18 protein-coding genes are annotated in these 24,628 nt (G+C 65.5%); all 18 read left to right on the forward strand.

From position 1 onward, the window contains the following. Nucleotides 1-111 precede the first annotated feature (111 nt). The 18 genes from ILT44_RS14445 (at nt 112) to ILT44_RS14530 (ending at nt 24,609) form a co-directional block, all read left to right on the forward strand. On the forward strand, nt 112-546 hold the full coding sequence (locus ILT44_RS14445; RefSeq protein WP_204240296.1) for an NlpC/P60 family protein: 435 nt from the start codon (nt 112-114) through the stop codon (nt 544-546). Beyond that, nucleotides 546-4,406, forward strand: a complete 3,861-nt coding sequence (locus ILT44_RS14450; RefSeq protein ID WP_204240297.1) for a baseplate multidomain protein megatron — start codon at nt 546-548, stop codon at nt 4,404-4,406. Before ILT44_RS14445 ends, ILT44_RS14450 begins: the two co-directional genes overlap by 1 nt. Nucleotides 4,407-4,609: 203 nt before the next feature. Further along, on the forward strand, nt 4,610-6,148 hold the full coding sequence (locus ILT44_RS14455; protein ID WP_204240298.1) for a DUF2793 domain-containing protein: 1,539 nt from the start codon (nt 4,610-4,612) through the stop codon (nt 6,146-6,148). Between the two features lie 9 nt (nt 6,149-6,157). Further along, on the forward strand, nt 6,158-6,706 hold the full coding sequence (locus tag ILT44_RS14460) for a glycoside hydrolase family 108 protein (RefSeq protein WP_204240299.1): 549 nt from the start codon (nt 6,158-6,160) through the stop codon (nt 6,704-6,706). A 1-nt stretch (nt 6,707) separates the two neighbouring features. After that, entirely contained in the window at nt 6,708-6,917 is a 210-nt protein-coding gene (locus tag ILT44_RS14465) for a hypothetical protein (RefSeq protein WP_204240300.1), read from the forward strand. 276 nt (nt 6,918-7,193) lie between these two features. Further along, the gene (locus tag ILT44_RS14470; protein WP_204240301.1) at nt 7,194-7,469 is read left to right on the forward strand and encodes a PepSY domain-containing protein; all 276 of its coding nucleotides are present in this window, start codon (nt 7,194-7,196) and stop codon (nt 7,467-7,469) included. Between the two features lie 14 nt (nt 7,470-7,483). Further along, on the forward strand, nt 7,484-8,161 hold the full coding sequence (locus ILT44_RS14475) for a response regulator transcription factor (protein WP_204240302.1): 678 nt from the start codon (nt 7,484-7,486) through the stop codon (nt 8,159-8,161). 17 nt (nt 8,162-8,178) lie between these two features. After that, nucleotides 8,179-9,555, forward strand: a complete 1,377-nt coding sequence (locus ILT44_RS14480) for a sensor histidine kinase (RefSeq protein ID WP_204240303.1) — start codon at nt 8,179-8,181, stop codon at nt 9,553-9,555. A 65-nt stretch (nt 9,556-9,620) separates the two neighbouring features. Continuing rightward, nucleotides 9,621-10,733, forward strand: coding sequence for a c-type cytochrome biogenesis protein CcmI (ccmI, locus tag ILT44_RS14485; protein ID WP_255549725.1), 1,113 nt, complete (start codon nt 9,621-9,623; stop codon nt 10,731-10,733). Next, complete coding sequence (gene ccmE / locus ILT44_RS14490) at nt 10,730-11,188, forward strand: cytochrome c maturation protein CcmE (protein ID WP_204240305.1); 459 nt, start codon at nt 10,730-10,732, stop codon at nt 11,186-11,188. Before ccmI ends, ccmE begins: the two co-directional genes overlap by 4 nt. A 12-nt stretch (nt 11,189-11,200) precedes the next feature. After that, nucleotides 11,201-13,183 carry a heme lyase CcmF/NrfE family subunit gene (locus ILT44_RS14495; RefSeq protein WP_204240306.1) on the forward strand — a complete coding sequence of 661 codons (1,983 nt, stop codon included), beginning with the start codon at nt 11,201-11,203 and terminating at the stop codon, nt 13,181-13,183. Between the two features lie 3 nt (nt 13,184-13,186). Beyond that, a complete protein-coding gene (locus tag ILT44_RS14500; protein WP_204240307.1) occupies nt 13,187-13,648 on the forward strand; it encodes a cytochrome c-type biogenesis protein in 462 nt (153 codons plus the stop codon). Nucleotides 13,649-13,843: 195 nt separating this feature from the next. Continuing rightward, entirely contained in the window at nt 13,844-14,290 is a 447-nt protein-coding gene (locus ILT44_RS14505; protein ID WP_204240308.1) for a hypothetical protein, read from the forward strand. Nucleotides 14,291-14,418: 128 nt separating this feature from the next. Then, the gene (locus tag ILT44_RS14510; protein WP_204240309.1) at nt 14,419-15,633 is read left to right on the forward strand and encodes a S1C family serine protease; all 1,215 of its coding nucleotides are present in this window, start codon (nt 14,419-14,421) and stop codon (nt 15,631-15,633) included. A gap of 294 nt (nt 15,634-15,927) precedes the next feature. Beyond that, nucleotides 15,928-16,626: a winged helix-turn-helix domain-containing protein gene (locus ILT44_RS14515; protein ID WP_204240310.1), complete on the forward strand. Its 699-nt coding sequence runs from the start codon at nt 15,928-15,930 to the stop codon at nt 16,624-16,626. Nucleotides 16,627-16,636: 10 nt separating this feature from the next. Further along, on the forward strand, nt 16,637-18,070 hold the full coding sequence (locus ILT44_RS14520) for a sensor histidine kinase (protein ID WP_204240311.1): 1,434 nt from the start codon (nt 16,637-16,639) through the stop codon (nt 18,068-18,070). Between the two features lie 94 nt (nt 18,071-18,164). Then, nucleotides 18,165-21,116, forward strand: coding sequence for a bifunctional [glutamine synthetase] adenylyltransferase/[glutamine synthetase]-adenylyl-L-tyrosine phosphorylase (locus ILT44_RS14525; RefSeq protein WP_204240312.1), 2,952 nt, complete (start codon nt 18,165-18,167; stop codon nt 21,114-21,116). Between the two features lie 1,216 nt (nt 21,117-22,332). After that, the gene (locus tag ILT44_RS14530; RefSeq protein WP_204240313.1) at nt 22,333-24,609 is read left to right on the forward strand and encodes a calcium-binding protein; all 2,277 of its coding nucleotides are present in this window, start codon (nt 22,333-22,335) and stop codon (nt 24,607-24,609) included. Nucleotides 24,610-24,628: the final 19 nt, after the last annotated feature.

The following is a 24,628-nucleotide window of genomic DNA, read 5'->3' on the forward strand; positions in this document are numbered from 1 at the left end:
TGGTTGCTCTCGGACCCAACGCACAGGCAATCATATCGCCGCGCCATTCACCCCACCCCGGCTCTTCGAGCCGACCCTCCCCCTCAAGGGGAGGGTGCTGCCGCACGGGTTATGACCATGCCCACACCCCACCTCATCATCGCCGAGGCCCGCTCCTGGATCGGCACGCCCTATCGGCACCAGGCCTCGCTGAAAGGCGTCGGCTGCGACTGCCTCGGGCTGCTGCGTGGCGTCTGGCGGGGCGTCATGGGCGCGGAGCCCGAGCTGCCGCCGCCGTATTCGCCCGATTGGGCGGAGGCCGGGGCGGACACGCTCGTTGCCGCGGCGCGAAAGCATCTCGTCGAGATCGAGCCCATGCAGTTCGAACCCGGCGACGTGCTGCTCTTCCGCTGGCGCGACAACCTTCCCGCCAAGCACTGCGCCATCGCGACATCGGCCGACACCATGATCCATGCCCATGATGCTGCTGCGGTCGCCGAGGTCGCGTTCCGTCCCTGGTGGCGCCGCCACCTGTCCCATGCATTCCGATTTCCGGATCAGACCTGATGGCCACCATCGTTCTTCAAACAGTCGGCTCCGTCGTCGGTGGCATGGTGGGCGGACCCATCGGCGCCATGGCGGGCCGTGCGCTCGGCGCGCTGGCGGGCGCTGCCATCGACAACGCGCTCTTTTCCGGCGACACCACGAAGCATGTGGAAGGCCCGCGCCTCAAGGACATCGACGGGCTCACCTCCACCGAGGGCGCGCCGATTCCGCGGGTCTATGGCCGCGCGCGCATCGGCGGCCAGCTGATCTGGGCGACGCGGCTGGAGGAGGTGGTGAACACCGATGTGGATCGCGGAGCCCAGGGCGGCAAGAGCATGGGCGGCGGGCCGAAGACCGTCACCACGACTTATTCCTACTTCGCCAATCTGGCTGTCAGCCTGTGCGAGGGACGCATCGCCTTCATCCGCCGGGTCTGGGCCGATGGGCGCGAGCTCGATCTGAGCACCATCACCATGCGCGTGCATGCGGGCTCGCAGACGCAAAGTGCCGATCCGCTGATCGTCGCGAAGGAGGGTGCCCAGTATGCCCCGGCCTATCGCGGCCTCGCCTATGTAGTGTTCGAGCGCCTGCCGCTCGCGGATTTCGGCAACCGTGTGCCGCAATTCTCCTTCGAGGTGGTGAGGCCCGTCGATGGTCTCAACCGCATGATCCGCGCGGTCTGCCTCATTCCGGGCGCGAGCGAGTTCGGCTACGACACGAAAGCGGTGATGCAGGGGCTCGGCCTCGGCAGGACGCGGCCGGAGAACCGTCATCAGCTGCAGCGCGCGAGCGACGTCGCGGCCTCCCTCGATGCCCTGGAAGCCCTGTGCCCGAACCTGAAACGCGTCTCCCTCGTGGTGAGCTGGTTCGGCGACGACCTGCGCGCCGGCTCCTGTCTCATCGAGCCGCGCGTGGACGTGAAGACGAAATCCACCGATGGGGCCACCTGGTCCGTCGCCGGCATGACGCGCGAGGATGCGAAGGGGGTCTCGCTCGTGAAGGGCTCGCCCGCCTATGGCGGCACTCCTTGCGACGAATCCGTCATCCGCCTGATCCGGAATCTGAAGGATCGCGGGCTGGAGGTGGTGCTCTATCCCTTCGTGATGATGGACGTGGCTGAGGGCAACGATCTGCCCGACCCTTACGGTGGCACCGGGCAGCCGGCCTATCCTTGGCGCGGACGCATCACCTGCCATCCTGCGCCAGGAGAGTCTGGCTCTCCCGACGGAACGGCTTCTGCCGCCACCCAGGTGGATCTCTGGTTCACCCGCAGCGCCGGCTTCAACCGCATGATCCTGCATTATGCGGCGCTGGCGGAGGAGGCGGGCGGTGTCGACGGGTTCATCCTCGGCAGCGAGCTCGTCGGCCTCACCCGCGTGCGCTCGGCGCCGGGCGTCTATCCTGCGGTCACGCGGCTGAGGGACCTCGCGCAAGATGTGCGCGCGATCCTGCGCGCCTCGACGAAGATCGTCTATGCCGCCGACTGGACCGAGTACGGCGCGCATGTTCTCGACGGCGGCAGCGAGGTGCGCTTTCCGCTCGATCCCCTCTTTGCGGCGAGCGCCATCGATGCGGTCGGGATCGACTATTATCCGCCCATCTCCGACTGGCGCGACGGCCCTGACCATGCCGATCTGACGGCAGCGCGCAGCATCTACGACGTCGATTATCTGCGCACACGTCTCGGCAGCGGCGAGGCCTTCGATTGGTACTACGCCAACGCATCAGAGCGCGCGGCGCAAACGCGACGTCCGATCACGGACGGCGCCTACGACAAGCCATGGGTCTTCCGCCAGAAGGATCTCGTCTCCTGGTGGTCGAACCGGCATGTGGAGCGCGTCAACGGCGTCGAGATCGGCGCCACCGCATGGCAGCCGCAATCGAAGCCGGTCTGGCTCACCGAGATCGGCGTGCCCGCCGTCGACAAGGGGCCGAACGGACCCAACGTCTTTCCCGATCCCAAATCGTCGGAATCCGCCTATCCGCCATTCTCCCGCGGCGTGCGCGACGATCTCGTGCAAGCGCGCACGCTGGAGGCCATCCTGTCGCGCTTCGATCCCGCGCAGAGGGGCTTCGCGCCCGAGTACAACCCCACCTCGTCGGCCTATGGCGGGCGCATGGTGGATCCGGACAACGTGTTCGTCTGGGCCTGGGATGCGCGGCCCTATCCGGCTTTTCCCGATTTCGATTCCGTCTGGTCGGACGGGGCCAACTGGGACACCGGCCATTGGCTCACCGGGCGCATCGAGGGCGCGACCCTCGACCGCCTGATCGCGCGGATCCTGCGCGACTTCGGTCTCAGTGATCCGGGCGCGCTTCCCGTCGACGGCTTCGTGGACGGCTACGTGATCGACCGGCCTCTCTCGGTGCGCGGTGCGCTCGAGCCGCTGCTGCGCCTCTTCGGCGTCGATGCGATCGCCCGTGGCGGCAGCATCGTTTGGCAGGGGCGCGGCGGGCGCGCGGTCGTGCACCTGACGAAGGACGATCTCGTGCTCGTCGAGGACGAGCCGGCCCTCAAGCTCACCCGCGCCCAGAAAACCGAGCTGCCGCAGCAGGTGGAGGTCGGCTTCACGGAGAGCGATACGGATTACCGCTGGGCCACGGTGGCCTCGCGGCGCCTGTCCGGTTCGAGCCGCCGGGAGGCGAGGGCGGACAGCGCCGTCGTCACCCGCCGCGCCGAGGCGCAGCGGCTCGCCGATACCTGGCTGCAGGATCTGTGGGCCGGACGCGAGGGCGCCGAGTTCGAGCTCTCACCGCTTCGGATCGATCTCGAGCCGGGCGACGTGATCGCGGTTCCGACCGATGCGGGAGCAAAGCTCCATCGCATCACGCGCATCGCAGACGGTGCAACTCGCAAGGTCACCACACGCGCCGTGGAGCCGGCGGTGTTCGAGCGGCCCGGCTCCGCGATCCCGCGGCCGGTGAAGCGCCCGCCGCCCGTACCGGGCAAGCCGATCGCTGTCGTGCTCGATCTGCCTGTTTCTCTCAGCGATCCGACGCCGCTGCAATACATCGCGGTTGCGGCCGATCCCTGGCCGGGCGCCATGACAATCTGGCGCTCCGGCAACGGCGCGAGCTTCGCGCCATATCGCGTTCTCGCTCTGCCCGCGTTGATCGGGCTGACGAAGAGCGCGCTCGCTCCGGGGCCGCTCTGGCGTTGGGATATCCGCGCAACACTCGATGTCGAGATCTCCACGGGTGCGCTCAGCTCCCTCGACGACGAGGCGGCTTTGTCCGGGCGCAACCTCTTTGCTCTCTGCGGCGCCGACGGCCGGTGGGAGATTTTGTCCGCCGCGCGCGCCGAGCTGGTCGGGGAGCGCACCTATCGCCTGTCCCGTTTCCTGCGCGGCCTTGCGGGCACCGAACCGGAGGCCGGACGCATCGTCGCAGCGGGCGCCCTGATCGTGAAGCTCGACGAGGCGGTCGTGCCACTCACGACGAGCCTGCAGGATCTCGGCCAGAGCTGGCGCTACCGGATCGGCCCCTCGGGCCGCGATCATGCGGATGCTTCCATCGCGGAGGTCATTGCGGTTGTGGGACGCGAGGCGCTCAAGCCGCTGAGCCCCGTGCACGTGGCGGCGCGGCGCGAGGCCGAGGGGATCCGCATCGTCTGGACGCGCCGCACCCGCCGCAACGGCGATGGATGGGAAGCCGTCGATGTTCCGCTCTGCGAGGATGCGGAGGCTTACGAGATCGACATCCGCAAGGACGGCCAGGTGGTGAGGACGCTCACGAGCGCGCAACCTTCCATCCTCTATGCCGACATCCAGGAGAGCGCCGATTTCGGAGGCCCGCAATCCGCCCTCGATCTCACAGTCGTTCAGATGAGCGCCGTCGCGGGCCGCGGTTTCGAACGGCGCATCGCCGTTGTGGTTCGCTGACTGGCCGCCTGATTTTTGTCGGGCCTTAAGTTGGACCTGACCGTTGTCATTCCCGGCCGGAGCGTCAGCGGAGGGGAAGGGAATCCATAGCGCTATGCGTGTGAGTGGATCCCTTTCCCGGTCCTGCGGACCGCCGGGGATGACATCGAAATTCAAACTAGATCACACCGATTTTTTCTTTCCTTGTCAGAGCAAGTTATTCCATGTCATCGACGCCCCATCTCGCCCTGCCGCTCATCGCCGCCGCGCAGGCGCAGAAGCATGTCACCCACAACGAGGCGCTCGCCTCTCTCGATGCCCTCATACAGCTTGCGGTGAAGGAACGCGGACGCACCGCGCCGCCCGCTTCGCCCGAGGAGGGCGACCGCTTCCTCCTCGGCACGAACGCCACGGGCGCCTTCGCAGGTCAGGAGGGCAAGCTTGCTCTCTTCGATCTCGGCCTCTGGCGCTTCTTCTCAGCCCGGGCCGGGTGGCGAGCCTATGTGGAGGCCGAGGGCAAGCTCCTCATCTTCGACGGCCTGCAATGGAAGGATGTCGGAGCAACGCCCGAGCGGCTCGACAATCTGGAGCGGCTCGGCATCGGCACGAATGCGGATGCCTTGAACAGATTGTCCGCGAAGCTCAACGCGGCGCTCTTTGCCGCGCTCGCAGCGGAGGAGGGCGGCACCGGCGATCTGCGCTTCGTGCTCGACAAGGCCGCAGAGGCGAATGTTCTGTCGCAGCTCTACCAGCGCGGCTTCAGCGGGCGCGCGGAAACGGGCCTGATCGGCAGCGACGATTTTTCGATCCGCGTCTCTCACGATGGCAGCCTCTGGCGCGATGCGCTCGTAATCGACCGTGCGACGGGCATCGCGTCGTTCCCGTCGGGCCTCTCCAACGCGCCGCGGGCCAACCTGCTGGTCAACGCCGCCTTCATCGTCAACCAGCGTCAGTTCGCCGGCGGCCTTTTGAGCGCAGGCATCTACGGTTTCGACCGCTGGAAGGGTGGACCGGGAGGCTGCACCGTCAATCGCGCCACAGACGGCACGATCACGCTGGCCGGTGCCATCGAGCAGGTGATCGACGTTGCGCAGGCGGCGGCCGAGATCGGCGCGGCTCATCTCGCAGGCGCGACGCTCACCCTCTCCGTGGAGGATCCCTCCGAGCCCCTGCCGGTCCTCATCGGCTCGAAGGCCGCCACGATCCCGGCGGGCTCCGGCCGCCAGGCGGCGAGCGTGATGCTCGACGGCGCCGAGACCGGCAACATCACCTTGCGCCTGCAGCCTGCTGCAACCTGCTCCTTCAAGCGCGTCAAGCTCGAACTCGGCGCCCAGGCCACGCCCTGGAGCGCTCCATCCCCCGACATCGAGGAGCTGCGCTGCCGCCGCACCTTCCAGCGGCTCGCCATGACCGGCGCATCACCTGCCATCCTCGGGCATCTCGGGCAGCGCGTCGCGGCGAATGCCATCGACTTCATCTGCCCACTCTCGCTGCCGATGCGGGCCGCACCCTCCATCGTGACCAGCGGGTTCGCCTGGGTAAGCGCACCGCCCGCCGGAAACCAGGTGGGCTTCTTCAGCAACAGCAGCGCCATCTGGTCCGTCCTTTCCGGAGCGTTGACGGTGACGACTCTAGGGTCTGCGAGTCCTTCGTGCGTCATTCTCCGATTCCAGGCCGGCACCTCGTTCACCGGCGCAGCGGGCGGAATCGGCAATCTCCACCTCGGATCCCAGGCTTTCATCGCCTTGCAGGCGGAACTATGAGAATCGCTCATGACGGTTTTGACATCTCGCTTCGAGCTGGCGGCCGCTTTCGTGCTGCAGCACGAGGGCGGCTTCGTGCAGCATTCCAGGGATCCGGGCGGGGCGACCAAGTTCGGCATCACCCGCGAAACCCTGTTCCGGGCGCGGGGACGCCCCGCCTCCGTCGACGACGTGCGAAGACTCACCGAACGTGAGGCCGTGTCCATCTACCGGCGTCTCTATTGGAATCTCGTGCGTGCCGAGGAGCTGCCGCCGGGAGTGGACCTTGCCGTCTTCGACCTCGCCGTGAATTCGGGCGTGGTCCGGGCAGCCGGGATGCTGCAGACCGTGCTCGGGGTCGAGGCGGACGGGATCGTGGGGCCCGTGACCCTGGAGGCTGCCCGCGAGGCCGATCCTGCGAGCACGATCCGCCGTCTCACCCGGGTCCGTCTCGGATTCTTAAGCCGCCTCGCCACGTGGCGCGTCTTCGGACGCGGCTGGCGCAGGCGGGTCCTCGCCGTCGAGCAGGGGGCTCTGCGGCTGGCTTCTTCGTCACCCCCTTCTTCCAGGAATGTCTGATATGTTCGATTCCAAGTCCATTCTGGCCAGCCGCACAATCTGGTCCAACCTGATCGGGCTCGCCGCCCTCGTTCTCGGCCTGTTCGGCTTCGACAGCTCGGCGCTCGCCACGGGCGCCGTCGAGGAGGCCCTCGTCCAGCTCATCGCCGCCGGCAGCTTCATCGCCTCGATCCTGTTCCGGATCCTCGCGACGAAGCAGATCCTGAACTGAGAATGCCTGACCAACCTGGGCCTCATCCTGAGGAGGTCGCGTCAGTGACCGTCTCGAAGGATCGTCCAGTGCTCTCCGGATCCTCCTTCGAGACGCAGACTGCGTCTGCTGCTCAGGATGAGGGGAGCGTTAGATCCTCTAACAGGAATTTAAAGAGGATAAAGCCGGTTTATCCTTGGGAAACCGACCCTAGCTATATTCAGAATTCGTTCAGTGCTGCAAAGGCATGGTTTCTTCATGCGTCTGGTTTGGCTGGTCATAGCGTCGTGGGGGATGATGGGAGCAGCGTACGCGCAGAGCGCGTCGGCGGCCCTCGGAAATTGCCTTCCGCCTCGCGAGATGCAGGAAGCCGTCGCCTCGAAGGGCGTCGTCACGCCGGCCTCCGCCGTGATGACGGCGCGCCGTCAGGTGCCGGGCGCCGACGTGGTCCGGGCGAGCCTCTGCCGGAACAGCGATGCCCTTGTCTATGTGATCATGGCCTTGCAAAAGGATGGTCGCATCGTGCAAGTGATGATCGACGGCTCGTCCGGCCGTGTGAAATCGGTGAAATAGAGAAAGCCTGAACTGTGCGCCTACTCGTTGTCGAGGACGACAGAACCCTCAATCAGCAGATCGTGACTGCCCTTGAACAGGCAGGCTACGCGGTGGATGCCGCCATGGACGGCGAGGAGGGGCAGTTCCTTGGGGAAACCGAGCCCTACGACGCCATCATCCTCGATCTCGGCCTGCCGAAGGTCGACGGCGTTTCCGTCCTGACGGCCTGGCGCCGCGAGGGCCGCAAGACCCCGGTCATCATCCTCACCGCCCGCGACCGCTGGAGCGACAAGGTCCAGGGCTTCGATGCCGGCGCCGACGATTACGTAACGAAGCCCTTCCACATGGAGGAGCTTCTCGCCCGCGTGCGCGCCCTGCTGCGCCGCTCGGCCGGCCATGCCACGAGCGAGATCGCCTGCGGCCCCGTGAAGCTCGACACGCGCTCCGGCCGCGTGGCCGTGGACGGCAACCCGGTGAAGCTAACCTCCCACGAGTACCGGCTGCTGTCCTATCTCATGCACCACACCGGGCGCATCGTCTCGCGGGGCGAGCTGACCGAGCACCTCTACGACCAGGATTTCGATCGGGATTCGAACACCATCGAGGTTTTCATCGGCCGCCTGCGCAAGAAGCTCGGCGTCGACATCATCCAGACCGTCCGGGGATTGGGCTACCTCCTCGACGCGAGCCAGACCCAGACCAAGACGTGACCGGCTTAAGCCCGCTCATGAAACATTTCGCCGGCCGGCCCATCGCGGTCCGCCTGGCGGTCTCCTCGGTCTTCTGGAGCTTCGTGATCCTGCTGATCGCGGGCCTGATCCTCTCGACCCTCTATCGGGACAACACGGAGCGGGCCTTCGACCAGCGGCTTCTCGTCTATGCCAACACGCTGGCCTCCAACCTCGTCGGTCCCGGCGATCCCAACCGGGACCTGGGCCCCATCGGCGATCCCCGCTTCGAGCTGCCCCTGTCCGGCTGGTACTGGCAGGTGGCGCGGCCCAATGCGGCGCCGGCCGAGATCCGCTCCTCGAAATCCCTGTTCGGCGGACAATTGCCGAGCCTTGCCGCAGGCGACGACCGGTTCGGCCAGATCCGCCGCGGCTACGGCCGGGCGCCCGACGACCGCAATCTGCGCGTCATCGAGCGCGATATCGATCTCGGCGAGGATGGGCGTTACATCATCCGCGTCGCCGGCCCCGGCGACGAGATCGACGCGGCCGTGCGCGACTTCATCTTCGCGCTCACCGTCACCTTCGCCCTTCTCGGGCTGGCCCTGGGCTTCACCACGCTGCTGCAGATCCGCTTCGGCCTCCGGCCTCTGGCCAATCTCCGCAATGCGCTCGGCGCCATCAGGCAGGGCGAAGCGGAGCGCATCGTGGGCGAGTACCCGCGCGACATCTCTCCGCTCGCCAGCGAGCTGAACCTGCTCCTCGACACCAACCGGGAGATTCTGGAGCGCGCCCGCACCCAGGTGGGCAATCTCGCCCATGCCCTCAAGACGCCGCTCAGCATCATCATGAACGAGGCGGAGAACGCGCCCGAGGACGTCGCCGACAAGGTCCGCGAGCAGGCGGCCCTCATGCGCGACCAGGTCAATTATTATCTCGACCGGGCCCGTGCCGCGGCGCTCGCCGGCACGCTCGGAACGCTGACCGAGGCCGAGCCGGTGATTGCCGGCCTCGCGCGCACCTTCGCAAAGATCTACCGGGACAAGGATCTCGAAGTCGAACTCGCCATCCCGCTGGATCTGCGCTTCCGCGGCGAGAAGCAGGATCTGGAGGAGATGGCCGGCAACCTCATCGACAACGCGGCCAAGTGGGCCGCGCGCAAGGTGGTGGTGGCTGTCGAGATTGTCCGCGACGACGACCGGCCGCGCTTCCGCCTGCTCATCGACGACGACGGACCGGGGCTGCCCGAAACCGCGCGGGCCGAGATGCTCAAGCGCGGCCGCCGGCTCGACGAAACTAAGCCTGGTTCCGGCCTCGGCCTCTCCATCGTCAGCGATCTCGCCGCGCTGTACCGCGGCTCGCTGAAGCTCGATGCGTCGCCCATGGGAGGCCTGCGCGCCATCCTCGAACTCCCGGGGGATAGGAGCTCCTCTTAAGGGGATTTACGCGTGACACCGTGCCACCGTCGTGCTTGAGGAGGACACGGAGTAAATAGGACTTTATGGTGATCTGGATCATTCTCCTGGCAATGACGGCGGCAGCCGTGATGGCGGTGCTGTGGCCGCTGTCGCGCCAGCGCAATGTCGGACGCCAGATGGATCCCGACACATTGTTCTACCGTGAGCAGATCGCCGAGATCGAGCGGGATCTCGGGCGTGGCGTGCTTCTCGCGAGCGAGGCGGAGGCTGCCAAGGCCGAGGCCGGCCGCAGGCTTCTGCGGGCCATGGGCCTGCCCGGCGGGGAGGCTTTCGCTGCCGTCGGGGAGCCGGCCCTGCGCCGCCGCCGCGCCGCCTCGACCCTGGTCCTGTCTATCATCCCGCTCCTGGCGCTCGCGACCTACGAAATTTATGGTTCGCCCCAGCTGCTGAGCCAGCCGCCGGGCGCGCGCATGCAGCCGCCGCAGCAGCAGGCGGGCAATCTCGATCTGCTTGGCGCCGTAGCCGAGATCGAGGCGCATCTTGCCAAGAACCCGCAGGACGGGCGCGGCTGGGAGGTGATCGCTCCGGTCTATCTGCGCATGGGGCGCATCGACGACGCGGTGAAGGCCTATGAGGCGGCGGTTCGTTATCAGTCGCCCGATGCGGTCAGATTGTCCAATTACGGCGAGGCTTTGGTGCTCGCCAAGGACGGGCTGATATCGGCGGAGGCGCAAGGAGCTTTCGAGCAGGCGATCAAGCTCGACCCGTCGGCGCCCAAGGCAAAATTCTATCTCGCACGCGCCGCAGTGCAGGACGGGCAGGGCGAGAAGGCCAGGACGATCCTTCAGAGCTTGCTTGCATCCTCGCCGGCCGATGCGCCGTGGGTGGATGCCGTCAGGCAGGAACTCGCGGCGCTCGGCGCCCCGCAGCCCGAGGCCGCTCCGGCCGGCGCGCCGCAGGTCGGGCCGGAGGCCATCGCCGGCATGGTGGCCGGCCTTGCGAGTCGGCTGGAAACCCAAGGCGGTTCTGCGGAGGAATGGACGCGGCTGATGCGCTCCTATGCCGTGCTGGGGCAGCGCGACAAGGCTGCCGATGCGGCCAGGCGCGCCCGGGAGGCTCTGGCGCAGGACACCGAGGCCTTGAAGACCATCGACACGATGGCGCAGGAACTGAAACTGACCGACGCTCAGCCATGACGAGAAAACAACGCCGCTTGACCCTCATCGCAGCAGCAGGATGCGTTCTCGCGATCGCGCTCGGGCTCGTGCTCTATGCCATGAACGACACGATCGTGTTCTTCAACTCGCCGGCCGACATCCAGGCGAAGAGCGTGCAGCCCGGCACGCGCATCCGCCTCGGCGGTCTCGTGAAGGAAGGCTCCGTTCAGCGTGGCGCCGACCAGCAGATCACCTTCGAGGTCATGGATGCGCAGGCTGCGATCCGGGTGAACTACAAGGGCCTGCTACCCGACCTGTTCCGCGAAGGGCAGGGGGTCATCGCCGAAGGCGTTCTCGAGAGTCCGACGGCATTCCGTGCCGACTCCGTTCTCGCAAAGCATGACGAGAATTACATGCCCCGCGAGGTGGCCGACGCGCTTAAAAAACAGGGCCACTGGCAGGGCGAGGCCAATGCCGCGCCCAAGACGCAGTAAAGGAGGACCCTCGTGGTAGTCGAGGCCGGACATTTCGCACTCGCGCTGGCGCTGGGTCTGTCGCTGATCCAGTTCGTTGTGCCGCTCTGGGGGGCGCGCGCCAACGATCCGGTGCTGATGACGGTGGCGCCGGCGGGTGCGCTCGCGGTGTTCGCCTGCATCGCCTTCGCGTTCCTCGCCCTGACCTTCGCCTACCTGAACTCCGACTTCTCGGTGCTCAACGTCTACCAGAACTCGCACTCGGCAAAGCCGCTGATCTACAAGATCTCCGGCGTATGGGGGAACCATGAAGGCTCCATGCTGCTCTGGGTGTTGATCCTGGCCCTGTTCGGTGCGGTCGTGGCCGCCTCCCGCAACAGCATCCCCATGCGGCTGCAGGCGAACACGCTCGCGGTCCAGGCCGCCGTCACCATCGCTTTCCTGCTCTTCATCCTCACGACGTCCAATCCCTTCACCCGCGTGATTCCGGCACCGGTCGAGGGGCAGGACCTCAACCCGCTGCTGCAGGATCTCGGCCTCGCAATCCATCCGCCGCTTCTCTACATCGGCTATGTGGGCTTCTCGATCTCCTTCGCCTTCGCCTGCGCTGCCCTGATCGACGGGCGCATCGATGCGGTCTGGGCGCGGATCGTGCGCCCGTGGACGCTCGGCGCCTGGGCGTTCCTGACGCTCGGCATCGCCATGGGCTCCTACTGGGCCTATTACGAGCTCGGCTGGGGCGGCTGGTGGTTCTGGGATCCGGTGGAGAACGCCTCGCTCATGCCGTGGCTTGCCGGCACGGCACTCGTGCATTCCACCGTGGTGATGGAAAAGCGCGATGCGCTGAAGGTGTGGACCATCCTTCTCGCCATCCTCACCTTCTCCCTGTCGCTGCTCGGCACCTTCCTGGTGCGCTCCGGCGTGCTCACCTCCGTCCATTCCTTCGCGGTGGACCCGGAGCGCGGCACCTTCATTCTCGGCATCCTGATCCTGTTCATCGGCGGCTCGCTCGCGCTCTTCGCCTGGCGCGCGCCGATGCTCAAGCAGGGCGGCCTGTTCGCGCCCGTCTCCCGCGAGGGCGCGCTCGTGGTCAACAACCTGTTCCTCGCCACCGCCTGCGCCACCGTGTTCATCGGCACGCTCTATCCGCTGGCGCTGGAGGTGCTGGCGGGCGAGAAGATCTCCGTCGGCGCGCCGTTCTTCAACTTCACCTTCCTGCCGCTGATCGTGCCGCTGCTGCTGCTGATCCCGCTCGGCCAGACGCTCGCCTGGAAGCGCGGCAACTTCCTCGGCACGGCGCAGCGTCTCTTTGCCGTGTTCGGCATCTCGCTCCTAGCGACCATGGTCCTGTTCGCCTTCACCTATGGCGGCCCGGTGGCCGCGCCCCTCGGCATCGGGCTCGGCGTCTATCTGGTGCTCGGCTCGCTCAACGAGATCGTGACGCGCTCGTGGTCGATGGGCACTCCATTGCCGGTTGCCTGGCGCAAGGCCAGGGGCCTGCCGCGTTCCGCCTGGGGCACGTCCATCGCCCATGCGGGTGTGGGACTGACGGTGATCGGCATCGCCGCCACCGCCTGGGGCGTCGAGGCCCTCGGCACGTTGAAGATCGGCGAGCGCCTGAAGGGGGGCGACTACGAGGTCCGGCTCGAGCGGATCATCCCGCGCGTCGAGGCTAACTACCGTGAGGATGCGGCTGTCCTGACGGTATTCAGCTCCGGTCGGGAGATCGGAACGCTCGAGACCATGAAGCGGCTCTACGTGACCCGCGGCATGCCGACCACGGAGGCGGGGATCCTCACGACCGGCCTCGGGCAGGTCTATGCCAGCCTCGGCGAGGTGCAGGCGGATGGGTCGGTGGGCATCAGGCTCTACCACAAGCCGCTCGTGCTGCTGATCTGGATCGGCGCCCTCGTGATGGCGGCGGGCGGTGCCTTGTCGTTGACCGACCGGCGCCTGCGCATCGGTGCGCCGGCCCGCGCGAAGGTCGCGCCACCCTCTGCCGTTCCTGCGGAGTAGGCCATGCGTCCGGTCCTTGCCCTCGTCGTGGCTCTCATGCTCGCCGGTCCGGCCTTCGCCGTGCAGCCCGACGAGGTGCTGAAGGATCCGTCGCTCGAGAAGCGCGCCCGCGAAATCTCTGCGGGCCTGCGCTGCCTCGTCTGCCAGAACCAGTCCATCGACGATTCCGACGCGCAGCTCGCCAAGGATCTGCGCCTGCTGGTGCGCGAGCGCCTCGTGGCCGGCGACACCAACGACGAGGTGGAGAACTTCCTGGTTCAACGCTATGGCGAGTTCGTGCTGCTCAAGCCCGCCTTCGGAGCCCACACGGTGCTGCTGTGGCTGACGCCCGCCCTCGTGCTCATCCTCGGCGGCATCGGCGCCTATACCGCCATGCGGCGTCGCCCGAAGCCTGCGACTGCATCCCTCGACGAAGAGGAGCGGAAGGCCCTGGAAAACCTGCTCAGGCGCGATCAGGGAGCGTGAGCACCGGGCGGCCTCTGAGCCCGCTCGGCTTGCATGGGCAAACCACCCCGTTCAAGCGTCTCTAGGAGGATGAAAATCCGCTGCGCTGAGGCTGTATTCCTGTGATGGAAACGCCTCTGCTTTTTTTCGGTGATCACGTCAATTTGTCGCTGTGTCGAACCGCCAAGCTGGTGATATCGGGCCATCAATCTCCTGATGTTTCCTGCGAAAGGTGCGGTCGTGAAAGTAGCGGCCTTCGGATTGGGTTTGATCCTTCTTGTTCTGCCTTTCGCTGCACAATCGGACGAGAACCTCGTCGACAAGCGCGAGGCCTGCCGTCAGCAGGCGCGATTGCAGATCGCCCCGAAGGGGAAGGTCGGCGTCGATGGCTTCCGGCGCATCGTGGAGCGGCGGGCCGGTCATGTGAGAGACTGCATGAGCCGCCCCTTTGTCGCTCGCGTCGTCCAGCCGCTTCCGCCAAGGAGGGCTCCGGACGCAGCAGGCGGCCAGCAGGAGCCAGCAACCGGCTCGGTCGGAAAAAAGGCTCCTTTGATCGTGAAGGGCACGGGAGGACGGAAGCTGCAAACCCGTTCGGTCAGAAGCCTCAAGGGCAGGAAATCCGGGCCCGCTAAACGTGGGCGCCCGTCCCGCCGGCACAGCTGAGATCCCGCCCCGTCGCCCTTTCTCAAACCTTACCAACATTTCATCTTGGGGTGAGGGTACCGTAAGGCGGCGCACCCCATCTTGCTCTCATGACGAACCCACAGGGGTTTATCCAGGAGAGACAAGACATGTTGGACAAGGTTTCCACCCCCGCCCGCAAGCGCACCGCGACATGGCTCGGCGCAGCGGCCGTGGCTGCGTTGATCGCAGGCGGCGCCGTCGAGAGCGGCCTGGTTGCTCCCAATCCCGCCCATGCCGAACTGCGCTCCATGGCGCAGCCGCTCCAGGCGGCCCCGTCCTTTGCCGACGTCATCGACCAGGTGAAGCCCGCCGTCGTGGCCGTGAAGGTCAAGGTGCAGAACGTGGCCGACCGGAACGACGGCGATGACGACGGTCAGCAGTTCTCGATGCCCGATCTGCCCCCGGGCCACCCGATGGAGCGCTTCTTCCGCCAGTTCCGCGACCAGAACCCCGGTCGCGGCGATCGCGGCCCGCGCCAGGAGCGTCCGCGTCAGTTCGGCCAGTCCATGGGTTCCGGATTCTTCGTCTCGGCTGACGGCTACATCGTGACCAACAACCATGTGGTCGACAAGGGCTCCGAGGTCGAGATCACCATGGACGACGGCCGGACTCTCGACGCCAAGGTGGTCGGCACCGACCCGAAGACCGATCTCGCCCTGCTGAAGGTCGAAGGCAACGACTTCCCCTATGTTCGTTTGGCCTCCCAGAAGGCCCGCATCGGCGACTGGGTGATGGCGATCGGCAACCCGTTCGGTCTCGGCGGCACGGTCACGGCCGGCATCGTCTCGGCCCAGCACCGCGATATCGGCAGCGGCCCCTATGACGACTACATCCAGATCGACGCCTCGGTGAACAAGGGCAACTCGGGTGGCCCGACCTTCAACCTCTCCGGTGAGGTCGTGGGCGTGAACACGGCGATCTTCTCGCCCTCGGGCGGCAATGTGGGTATTGCGTTTGCCATCCCTGCGAGCACCGTCGAGACCGTCGTGGCTTCGCTGAAGGACAAGGGCTCCGTGACCCGCGGCTTCATCGGCGTGCAGATGCAGCCGGTGACCAAGGAGATCGCCGAGGCGATCGGCCTGAAGGAGCCCAAGGGCGCCCTCGTGGCCGAGGCCATCAAGGACGGTCCCGCCGCCAAGGCCGGCGTCAAGACGGGCGACACGATCGTCGCGGTCGACGGGCAGCCGATCAAGGAGGCCAAGGATCTGTCGCGGAAGATCGCGAATGTGGCCCCTGGCAAGTCCGTGTCGCTCACGCTCTACCGCGAAGGCAAGGAGCGTAACGTGACCCTCGAGGTCGGGAGCCAGCCGAAGGGCGTCTGATCCCAGAGCATTGATCCCAAAAGTGGCCTCCACTTTTGGGATCAATCCGATGCTCAACTTTTTAAAGAGCGCATCGTTCTGGCGGAACCGGAGGTCCGCGGCAGCGAAAACCGGATCCACTTTTCACTCACGTGGCCCTTCGGGTCAGCACGATGCGTCGGGATAAAGGTACAGGCACCAGGTTTTCTGAGTTGATTGCCCCCGACACCTGGTGTCTTCTGCCCGCGGCGGACCGGTCTTTCCCCTCCAGGACCGGTTCGCCGACGGGCTTTTTCTTGTGTGACGTGCAGGCTGATGCGGATTCTCATCATCGAGGACGACAAAGAGGCGGCTTCCTACCTCGTCAAGGCGTTCCGCGAGGCAGGCCACGTGGCGGACCATGCCGCCGACGGCCTCGACGGCTATGCCATGGCGGAGGCGGGGGATTACGACGTGCTCGTGGTCGACCGCATGCTGCCCAAGCTCGATGGCCTCTCCCTGATCCGTTCGCTTCGCGAGCAGAAGGTCGAGACCCCGGTTCTCATTCTCTCGGCCCTGGGCCAGGTGGACGACCGGGTGAAGGGCCTGCGTGCCGGCGGCGACGATTACCTCCCTAAGCCCTACGCCTTCTCCGAGCTGCTCGCGCGGGTCGAGGTTCTCTCGCGCCGCCGCGCCTCGGCTCCCAGTACCGAGCCCACGATCTACCGCATCGCCGATCTCGAGCTCGACCGGCTGTCCCACCGCGTCACGCGCTCCGGCCAGGAGATCGTGCTGCAGCCGCGCGAGTTCCGCCTGCTCGAATACCTGATGAAGAACACCAACCAGGTGGTCACCCGCACAATGCTTCTGGAGCACGTGTGGGACTATCACTTCGATCCGCAGACCAACGTGATCGACGTTCACGTCTCGCGCCTGCGCGCCAAGATCGACAAGGGCTTCGACAAGCCGCTCATCCACACCATCCGCGGCGCGGGCTACATGGTGCGCGTCGGCACTGAGGGGGACGCGGAATGAGCGTGCAGCCATGAGCGCCTTCATGTCTGCCCTCGGCAAGCTCGTCCGGACGACAGCGTTCAAACTGTCCTTTGCCTATCTGCTCATCTTCACCATTTTCGCCTTCGTGGCACTGGGCTATGTGGCTTGGAACGCGCAGCGGCTCCTCACCGAGCAGTTCATCTCCAGCATCGAATCCGAGATCAACAGCCTGTCCGACCAGTATAGGTTTGGCGGCCTGCGCCGACTCGTGAACAACGTTGAGCGGCGTTCTCGCGCGCCTGGTGCCTTGCTCTATCTCGTCACCACGGAGGCCGGCGAGCGGGTCGCCGGCAATGTGGGCGCATTGCCTCCTGATATACTCGGGCGGACTGGTCAGTTCGAGACCCTCTACAACCGCACCGATGAGACCGACACGCGGCCGGACGTGGCCATCGTGCGTGTCTATCTCCTGCCCGGCGGTTTCCGCCTTCTCGTCGGCCGTGACGTGGAAGAGCGCCGGCGCCTGCGTGAGATCATCCAACGCGCCTTCGGCTATTCCTTGCTCTTCATCGGCGTTCTCGGCTGCCTCGGCGGATGGTTCATCACGCGCAGGGTGCTCAAGCGCGTCGACGACATGACCGACATCACGCGCCACATCATGGCCGGCGACCTCGGCGGACGGCTGAAGATTGCAGGAACCGGCGACGAGCTCGACCGTCTCGCCCAGAACCTCAACGCCATGCTCGACCGCATCGGCGAGCTGATGCGCGGCATGCAGGAGGTCTCCGACAACATCGCCCACGATCTCAAGACTCCCCTGACGCGCCTGCGCAACAAGGCCGACGAGGCCCTGCGCACGGCGAGCACGCCCGACGAGCTGAAGACCGCGCTCGAGGCCACCATCGACGAGAGCGACAACCTCATCCGCATCTTCAACGCGCTGCTCATGATCGCCCGGTTGGAGGCCGGTAATGCCCGCGAGGGACTGGCCGATTTCGATGCGGCCGAGGCCGTGCGCGGCGTGGCCGAACTCTACGATGCGCTGGCCGAGGAAGCCGGCGTGGATCTGGAGGTCTCCGTAGAGGACGACCTTCCCGTTCACGGCAGCCGGGAGCTCCTGGGGCAGGCGACGTCGAACCTGCTCGACAATGCCCTCAAATACGGCGCCTCGTCCGACTCCCCCGGCAAGACGATCAGCGTGTCGGCCCATCGCCGCGATGGCGAGGTGCGGATCGCGGTGGCTGACCGGGGACCCGGCATTCCGCGGGAAGAGCGGGGCAGGGTGCTCGAGCGCTTCGTCCGCCTGGAGACGGCCCGCTCCCGCCCCGGCTTCGGCTTAGGGCTCAGCCTCGCCGCCGCCGTGGCGCGGCTCCATGGCGGAGCGCTCAGGCTCGAGGACAACGAGCCGGGCCTGCGGGTCGTATTGTCCCTGCCCCTGAAGGCGATCGAGCTTCCCCAGCCGACCCTGCAAAGTGCTGCTTAAGCCTGAAGGATGAGGGCAGGGCGGCACTTTTCGGTTGCCACCGGATGCCGGGCGTGAACACTCGGGCCATCCCAGGAACCGGAAGAGACCCGCCGTGCCGGATTTGAATAACTCCTTCCTCAGCCGTCTGACCAGGACGCCGCTCGTGGCTGACCAAAGGCGGGCGAAGGCGCAGCTGAAGGATTTCGTCAACCGCGTGCACGATGAGCCGGAGGCTGCTGCCCTGCTGGAGCAGCTCGACGGGGGTCTCTTCTTCGATCTCCTTCTGGGCCTCGCCGACCATTCCCCTTTCCTCTGGCAGCTGATCGTCAACGATCCTGCGCGCATGGCGAAACTGGCCTTCTCCTCGCCGGAGGAGACGCACCGCGCCATCATCGACAACCAGTCCAACCTGTTCCGCGAACTGCGCTCCGGCGCGATCACGCGGGACGATGCCGTTCGCGCCTTCCGGCAGAACCGCAACGCCCACGCGCTTCTCGTCGCCATGGCCGATATCGGCGGCCTCTGGGGCACGGAGCAGGTCACGCAGGTGCTCTCCGATTTCGCCGATTCCTCCGTGGCCGGCGGGGTGAATCTCGTCCTCACCGAGATGGCGGATCTCGGCCGCATCAATCTCACCAATCCCGATGCGCCGGGCGAGGGCTCCGGCTTTACGGTGCTGGCGCTCGGCAAGCATGGGGCAGGGGAACTCAACTACTCGAGCGACATCGACCTCGTCATCTTCTTCGATCCGGCGACGACGGTGCTGCGCGACCCTTCGGAGGCCGCGACGGTCTATACCCGCCTCGCGCAGCAACTCGCCAAGCTGCTGCAGGAGCGGACGGCCGACGGTTACGTGCATCGCGTCGATTACCGCCTGCGTCCCGATCCGGGCTCTACCCCGACGGCGGTGTCGTTGGCCTCGGCCTATGTCTATTACGAGACCGTGGGTCAGAACTGGGAGCGCGCGGCGCTCATCAAGGCGCGGCCGGTCGCCGGCGATCTCACCCTCGGACAGAACTTTCTCGACGAGCTGCGCCCCTTCATCTGGCGCAAGTATTTCGACTTCGCCTCCATCGCCGACGTGCACGCGATGAAGCGGCAGATCCATGCGGTGCGCGGGCACGACGAGATCGCGGTGGCCGGCCACGATATCAAGCTCGGGCGCGGCGGCATCCGCGAGATCGAGTTCTTCGTGCAGACGCAGCAGCTCGTGTTCGGCGGACGCCGCCCGGGGTTGCGCGGGCGCCGTACCCTCGACATGCTCAAAGCGCTTCATGACGAAGGCTGGATCACGGCCCATGCGCGGGACGAGCTCTCCGACGCCTACCGCTTTCTGCGCACCATCGAGCACAGGCTGCAGATGGTGGCCGACGAGCAGACGCAGCGCCTGCCCTCTGACGATGAGCAGCTCAAGCGCTTCGCCAAATTCTGCGGCTATCCCAATCTGAAAGCTTTCTCGAAAGCTCTGACCGATCAGGCGAAGATCGTGCAGGGGCATTATGCCCTGCTCTTCGAGGAGGGGCCGGAGCTCGCCTCCGATGTGGGCAGCCTCGTCTTCACCGGTTCGGACAACGATCCCGATACGCTGGCCACATTGCAGCGCCTCGGCTTTCACGAGCCCGAGCGCGTGGCGGAAACCGTGCGCGGCTGGCATTTCGGCCGCCGTCCCGCCATTCAGAGCGCCCGTGCCCGCGAAGTGCTGACCGAACTCACGCCGGCTTTGCTTTCGGCTCTCGGCGGCACCGCCGATCCCGACGGCGCGCTTGCTGTCCTCGATCGCGCCTTCGGCCGCATGCCGGCGGCTGTCGAGCTTCTCACCATCCTGCAATCCCATGACCGCCTGCGCCTGCTCTTCGCCGATCTTTTGGGCACCGCGCCGCGCCTCGCGGACACGGTGGCACAGTCGCCGCATGTGCTCGATGCGCTGATCGATCCGGCCTTCGGCACGCCCACCACGGACGACGAGACCATCGAGGCCCAAGTGAGGCAGCTCATTGGGCCGCCGCGCGATTTCGAGGATTTCCTCGATCGCATCCGCGATGCGGCGCGTCAGATGCGTTTCGTCACGAGCGCGCGGCTGCTCTCCGGCGTTCTCTCGCCGACGCAGACCGGCGAGGCCTATGCCGCCATCGCGCGCGCGGTTATCCGCGCCTCGTTCGAAGAGGTGCACCGCGCTTTTCAAGCCGAGCACGGCGCCGTGCCGGGCGCGCGCATCGCGATCCTCGGCCTCGGCCGCTTGGGAAGCCGCGAGCTGACGGCGGGTTCCGATCTCGACCTCGTCGTGATCTACGATTTCGACGACAACCGACGCGAGAGCACCGGACCGCGCAGCCTCGATGCGGTGGTCTACTACACGCGCCTTACGCAGCGCCTCGTCTCGGCGCTCACGGTGCCGACGCGCCGCGGCTTGCTCTACGAGGTCGACCTGCGCCTGCGCCCGCAGGGCGGCAAGGGGCCTGTCGCGTCGCAGTTCAAGGGCTTCGTCGCTTATCAGAAGACCGAGGCCGAACTCTGGGAGCACATGGCGCTCACCCGCGCCCGGGTGCTCGCCGGCGATGATGCTTTCGGCACGGACGTCACACGCTCCGTGAAAGACATTCTCACCGCCAAGCGCGATCCGAAGGCCGTGTTCAAGGATGTGCGCGCCATGCGCGAGCTGATCGCCCAGGAGAAGGGCGACGAGGATCCTTGGGACATGAAGCTCGCCCGCGGCGGCCTCACCGATCTCGACTTCATCGCACAAGGGTTGGTGCTAGCGCATGCGCATAAGCACCCGACGCTCGCCGGCCTTTCAACAGAAGTGACTTTTGCCGCAGCTCAGTCTCTCGGCCTGCTCTCAGCAGATGACGCAAGGGTACTCACCGAAGCACATCGACTCTTCAACGACATCTTCCAATGGCAGCGCCTGACCATCGAAGGGAAGTTCGATGCGGAGAAGGTCCCGCCCGTGATCCTCAAGCGACTTGCGACGGTGGCGGGGCTACCGAGTTCTAAGGTGCTGCTGGAGCAGCTTCAGGAAACATATCGCAAGGTCAGCGCGATTTTTGGCGCAACGGGATCGTGAAGTTCAACGCGAGATGTACATAGCCGCATGCCGCTCCGGCAATGATCATCATGAGTTGCGCTTCATAAGGGCAGATAAAACTTTTCGTATGTTTATGAGGCGCTCAGGTATTAAATAACCCTAAAAACCTCTCCGTCGCGAGAGTTGTCCCTGCGCGAAAAATTTGCTCGGAATGCCTCGAACGTCGGTCGTATGCCAAGCTCGACGCCAGTGGGGCAAGCAGATGTTTACAATTCAGCAAGCGCTCGATGAATATTTCTCTCGATACATCGGCACTTACGGCGGTTCGCAGGCTGGCTCTGGTATGTACGGCCTGGATGGCGCTGGTGTGCTCTCGAGATTCGCTGACGGTAGGGTCTTCTCGGAGAATGGCACTGTAGCCCAAACTCTCCCCGACGGCACACAGATTACCAGCGTGGTCGAGGAAGGGAAAAGGAATGAGCTTATCAAGTCTCCCGACGGCTCCGTGACGCTCATTCAGGGAGATCGTTGGAGAGTAGATTATCAAACACGTTGGGCTGACGGCAGAGTAACGGAGCGTATGTATACTGACAACAGCCTACACGTAGTTGAGTACTTTCCAGGTGGTCTCAAAATCCGGGAATCCTACCATTATGATAGTGGTTTTTACAGGAGGGAAGAGACTAACGCGGATGGCGACGTCTTCCATGAAGTGTATGATAAGCCAGGTGAATACAGAAGAGAGTATAGGGAAAATGTAGATGGATCATGGACTCAGGAATATTCGTACTATAAATCTGGTAAAGAAATTAGCAGTACTTATTATGAATATCATAAAAGGAACAATTCCGATATTGTCAAGGCCGGTGATTACTTAGATTATAAGTACGAAATTAAACAAAATGGTGGTGGGCCCAAGAAGATTACGGAAACGACGACATATTATGATGGTAGTATAGTAAATAACGGAGGACTTTCTTTCGTTGGAGCGAAGGTTGTTCGCTCGGAGCTGACGGAGCTTCCCGACGGAAGTCAAATATTAGGTTACACTGATTGGTGGGACGCGAGGTTCAAATGGGGCGACCACCGAAATGTAGAGGTACCTCCTCAAAAGCCTGTTCCAGAGTATACGGTTCTTGATGCCACCCGGGACCTTCTTGAAGCCGTCGGTAAGGCTATTCTCGAAAGCCTGCCCGGTAGGCCCGATCGGCCCGGCTCAGGGTACGATGGCGAATTAACACTGGAAAATGGCACCGTGAGCTTCTCTATCGAGGCCCATATCGGCACGAGCGGCAACGACCAGGTTCGGGGAATGGGCTTCCTCTACGGAGGCAACGGCAACGACGTCCTGAAGGGGGGCGCCGGCGGCGATCTCTTGGATGGGGGCGATAAGTTCGACATTGCTTCGTACGAGCAGGCATCCGGCGGCGTGGTGGCCAACCTCAACGATCGCAACCTCAACACCGGTGAGGCGGCGGGCGATGTCTACCGCTCCATCGAGGGTTTGGCCGGTTCGGCTCACGACGACAGGCTCACCGGCGACGCCGAGGGCAACATCCTGACCGGCTATGGGGGCAGCGACATCCTCTGCGGCCTTGCGGGCGACGACGTGCTGCAGGGTGGCGCCGACCCCGATCAACTCAATGGCGGCCTCGGCTTTGACATTGCAAGCTATGATCGAGCTACCTCAGGTGTTGTAGCCAACCTGTCCGACACCTCGCGGAACACCGGCGATGCGGCCTGCGACACCTATATCTCCATCGAGGGGCTAACCGGCTCGAAGTACAACGACACACTGACGGGCAACGACAAAGCCAATATCCTGAATGGTGGCCTTGGCAACGATATCCTGGAGGGCGGGTTGGGCGGCGATAGCCTGATTGGCGGAGGGGGCTACGACTATGCGAGCTACTCCACGGCCAGGATCGGCGTCGTGGCGAACCTGTCCGATCCAACGCAGAACCGGGGCCAGGCCAACGGCGAACGCTATGACAGCATCGAGGGTCTGCACGGGTCGCAGTTCGGCGACACGCTGACGGGGGGAGAGGGCTACAACGAGCTCTTCGGCCAAGAGGGCGACGACGTTCTGCGCGGCCTGGCCGGCGGGGACTGGCTGGTGGGCGGCGGCGGCCATGACGCGCTGGAGGGCGGCGAGGGCGACGACGTGCTGGACGGCGGCTGGTCGGGCCACGACTGGCTCTATGGCGGGGCCGGGCTCGACACCCTGATCGGCGACGGCACCGACGTGCTCGACGGCGGAACGGAGGCCGACCAGCTGATTGGCGGGGCGGGCTATGACTATGCCAGCTACGCCTCGGCATCATACGGCGTGACGGTGCGCCTGTGGAATGCTTGGGCCAACACGGGAGATGCGGCCGGCGACACCTACAGCAGCATCGAGGGTCTGCACGGATCGTTTCATGACGACACGCTCGATGGCAACGGGGGGGACAACTACCTGTTCGGACGGGGCGGCCATGACATCGTCGCGGGCCTGGACGGGAACGACTACCTGTTCGGCGAAGCGGGCCACGATACCCTGGTGGGCGGCAGCGGGGCCGACGTCCTGTCCGGCGGGGATAGCTTCGACCGGCTCGTCGGCGGTGCGGGCGCGGACCAGCTCGACGGCGGCGAGGGCTGGGACATCGCCGACTATTCCGGCGCGGCCTCGCGCGTGGCGGTGGATCTGATCCTCCTCGGCCGCAACGCCGGCGAGGCGCAGGGCGACAGCTTCGTGTCGGTCGAGGAGGTGCTGGGCTCCCGGCACAATGACGAGCTGTATGGCGACACAAGCAGCAACACGTTGCGGGGCAATGCCGGCAACGACGTGCTCGAGGGCCGGGGCAGCGGAGATCTCATCGACGGCGGCGAGGGCTACGACTATGCGGTGTATTGGGGCGCCGAGTCTGGGGTGGTTGCAAGCCTCCTGAATCGGGCGCTCAATACCAGGGATGCGGCCGGGGACGTCTATGTGGCGATCGAGGGTCTGCAGGGCTCGGCCTATGGTGACAAGCTGCAGGGCGACCATGCGGGCAATGAGCTCTACGGGCACGACGGCACCGACGAGCTGCGCGGCGAGGGTGGCCGGGACTACCTGAACGGCGGCGGGCAAGCCGACACCCTGGTGGGCGGCGAGGGCGGGGACTGGCTGCAGGGCGGCGCGGGCCGGGACACTTTCCGGTTCGAGACGGCGGTGGTGCCCGGGACGATCAGCGTCGACGAGATCCTCGACTTCAACGCAGCCGAGGGCGACCGCATCGAACTCGCCACCTCCGTGTTCCAGAACCTGGCCGGCGCGCTGCTCACCGAGACGATCGGCGGCGTATCCACAATCCGCCTAGCGCTCAAGGGCAGCGCCTTCGCGCTCGGATCGGCGGCCACCACTGCCGATCACCGCATCATCTACAACCAGGCCACCGGCGCGCTCTCCTACGATGCCGACGGCGTCGGCGGTGCTGCCCAGATCCAGTTCGCCCAGCTCAAAGCCGGAATGGCCCTCTCGGCCGCCAATATCGGGTTCTACACGCTCTAGGGCTCAGATCCGGACAGGC

The organism is Microvirga arvi, from assembly GCF_016892765.1.
Classification (GTDB): Bacteria; Pseudomonadota; Alphaproteobacteria; order Rhizobiales; family Beijerinckiaceae; genus Microvirga; species Microvirga arvi.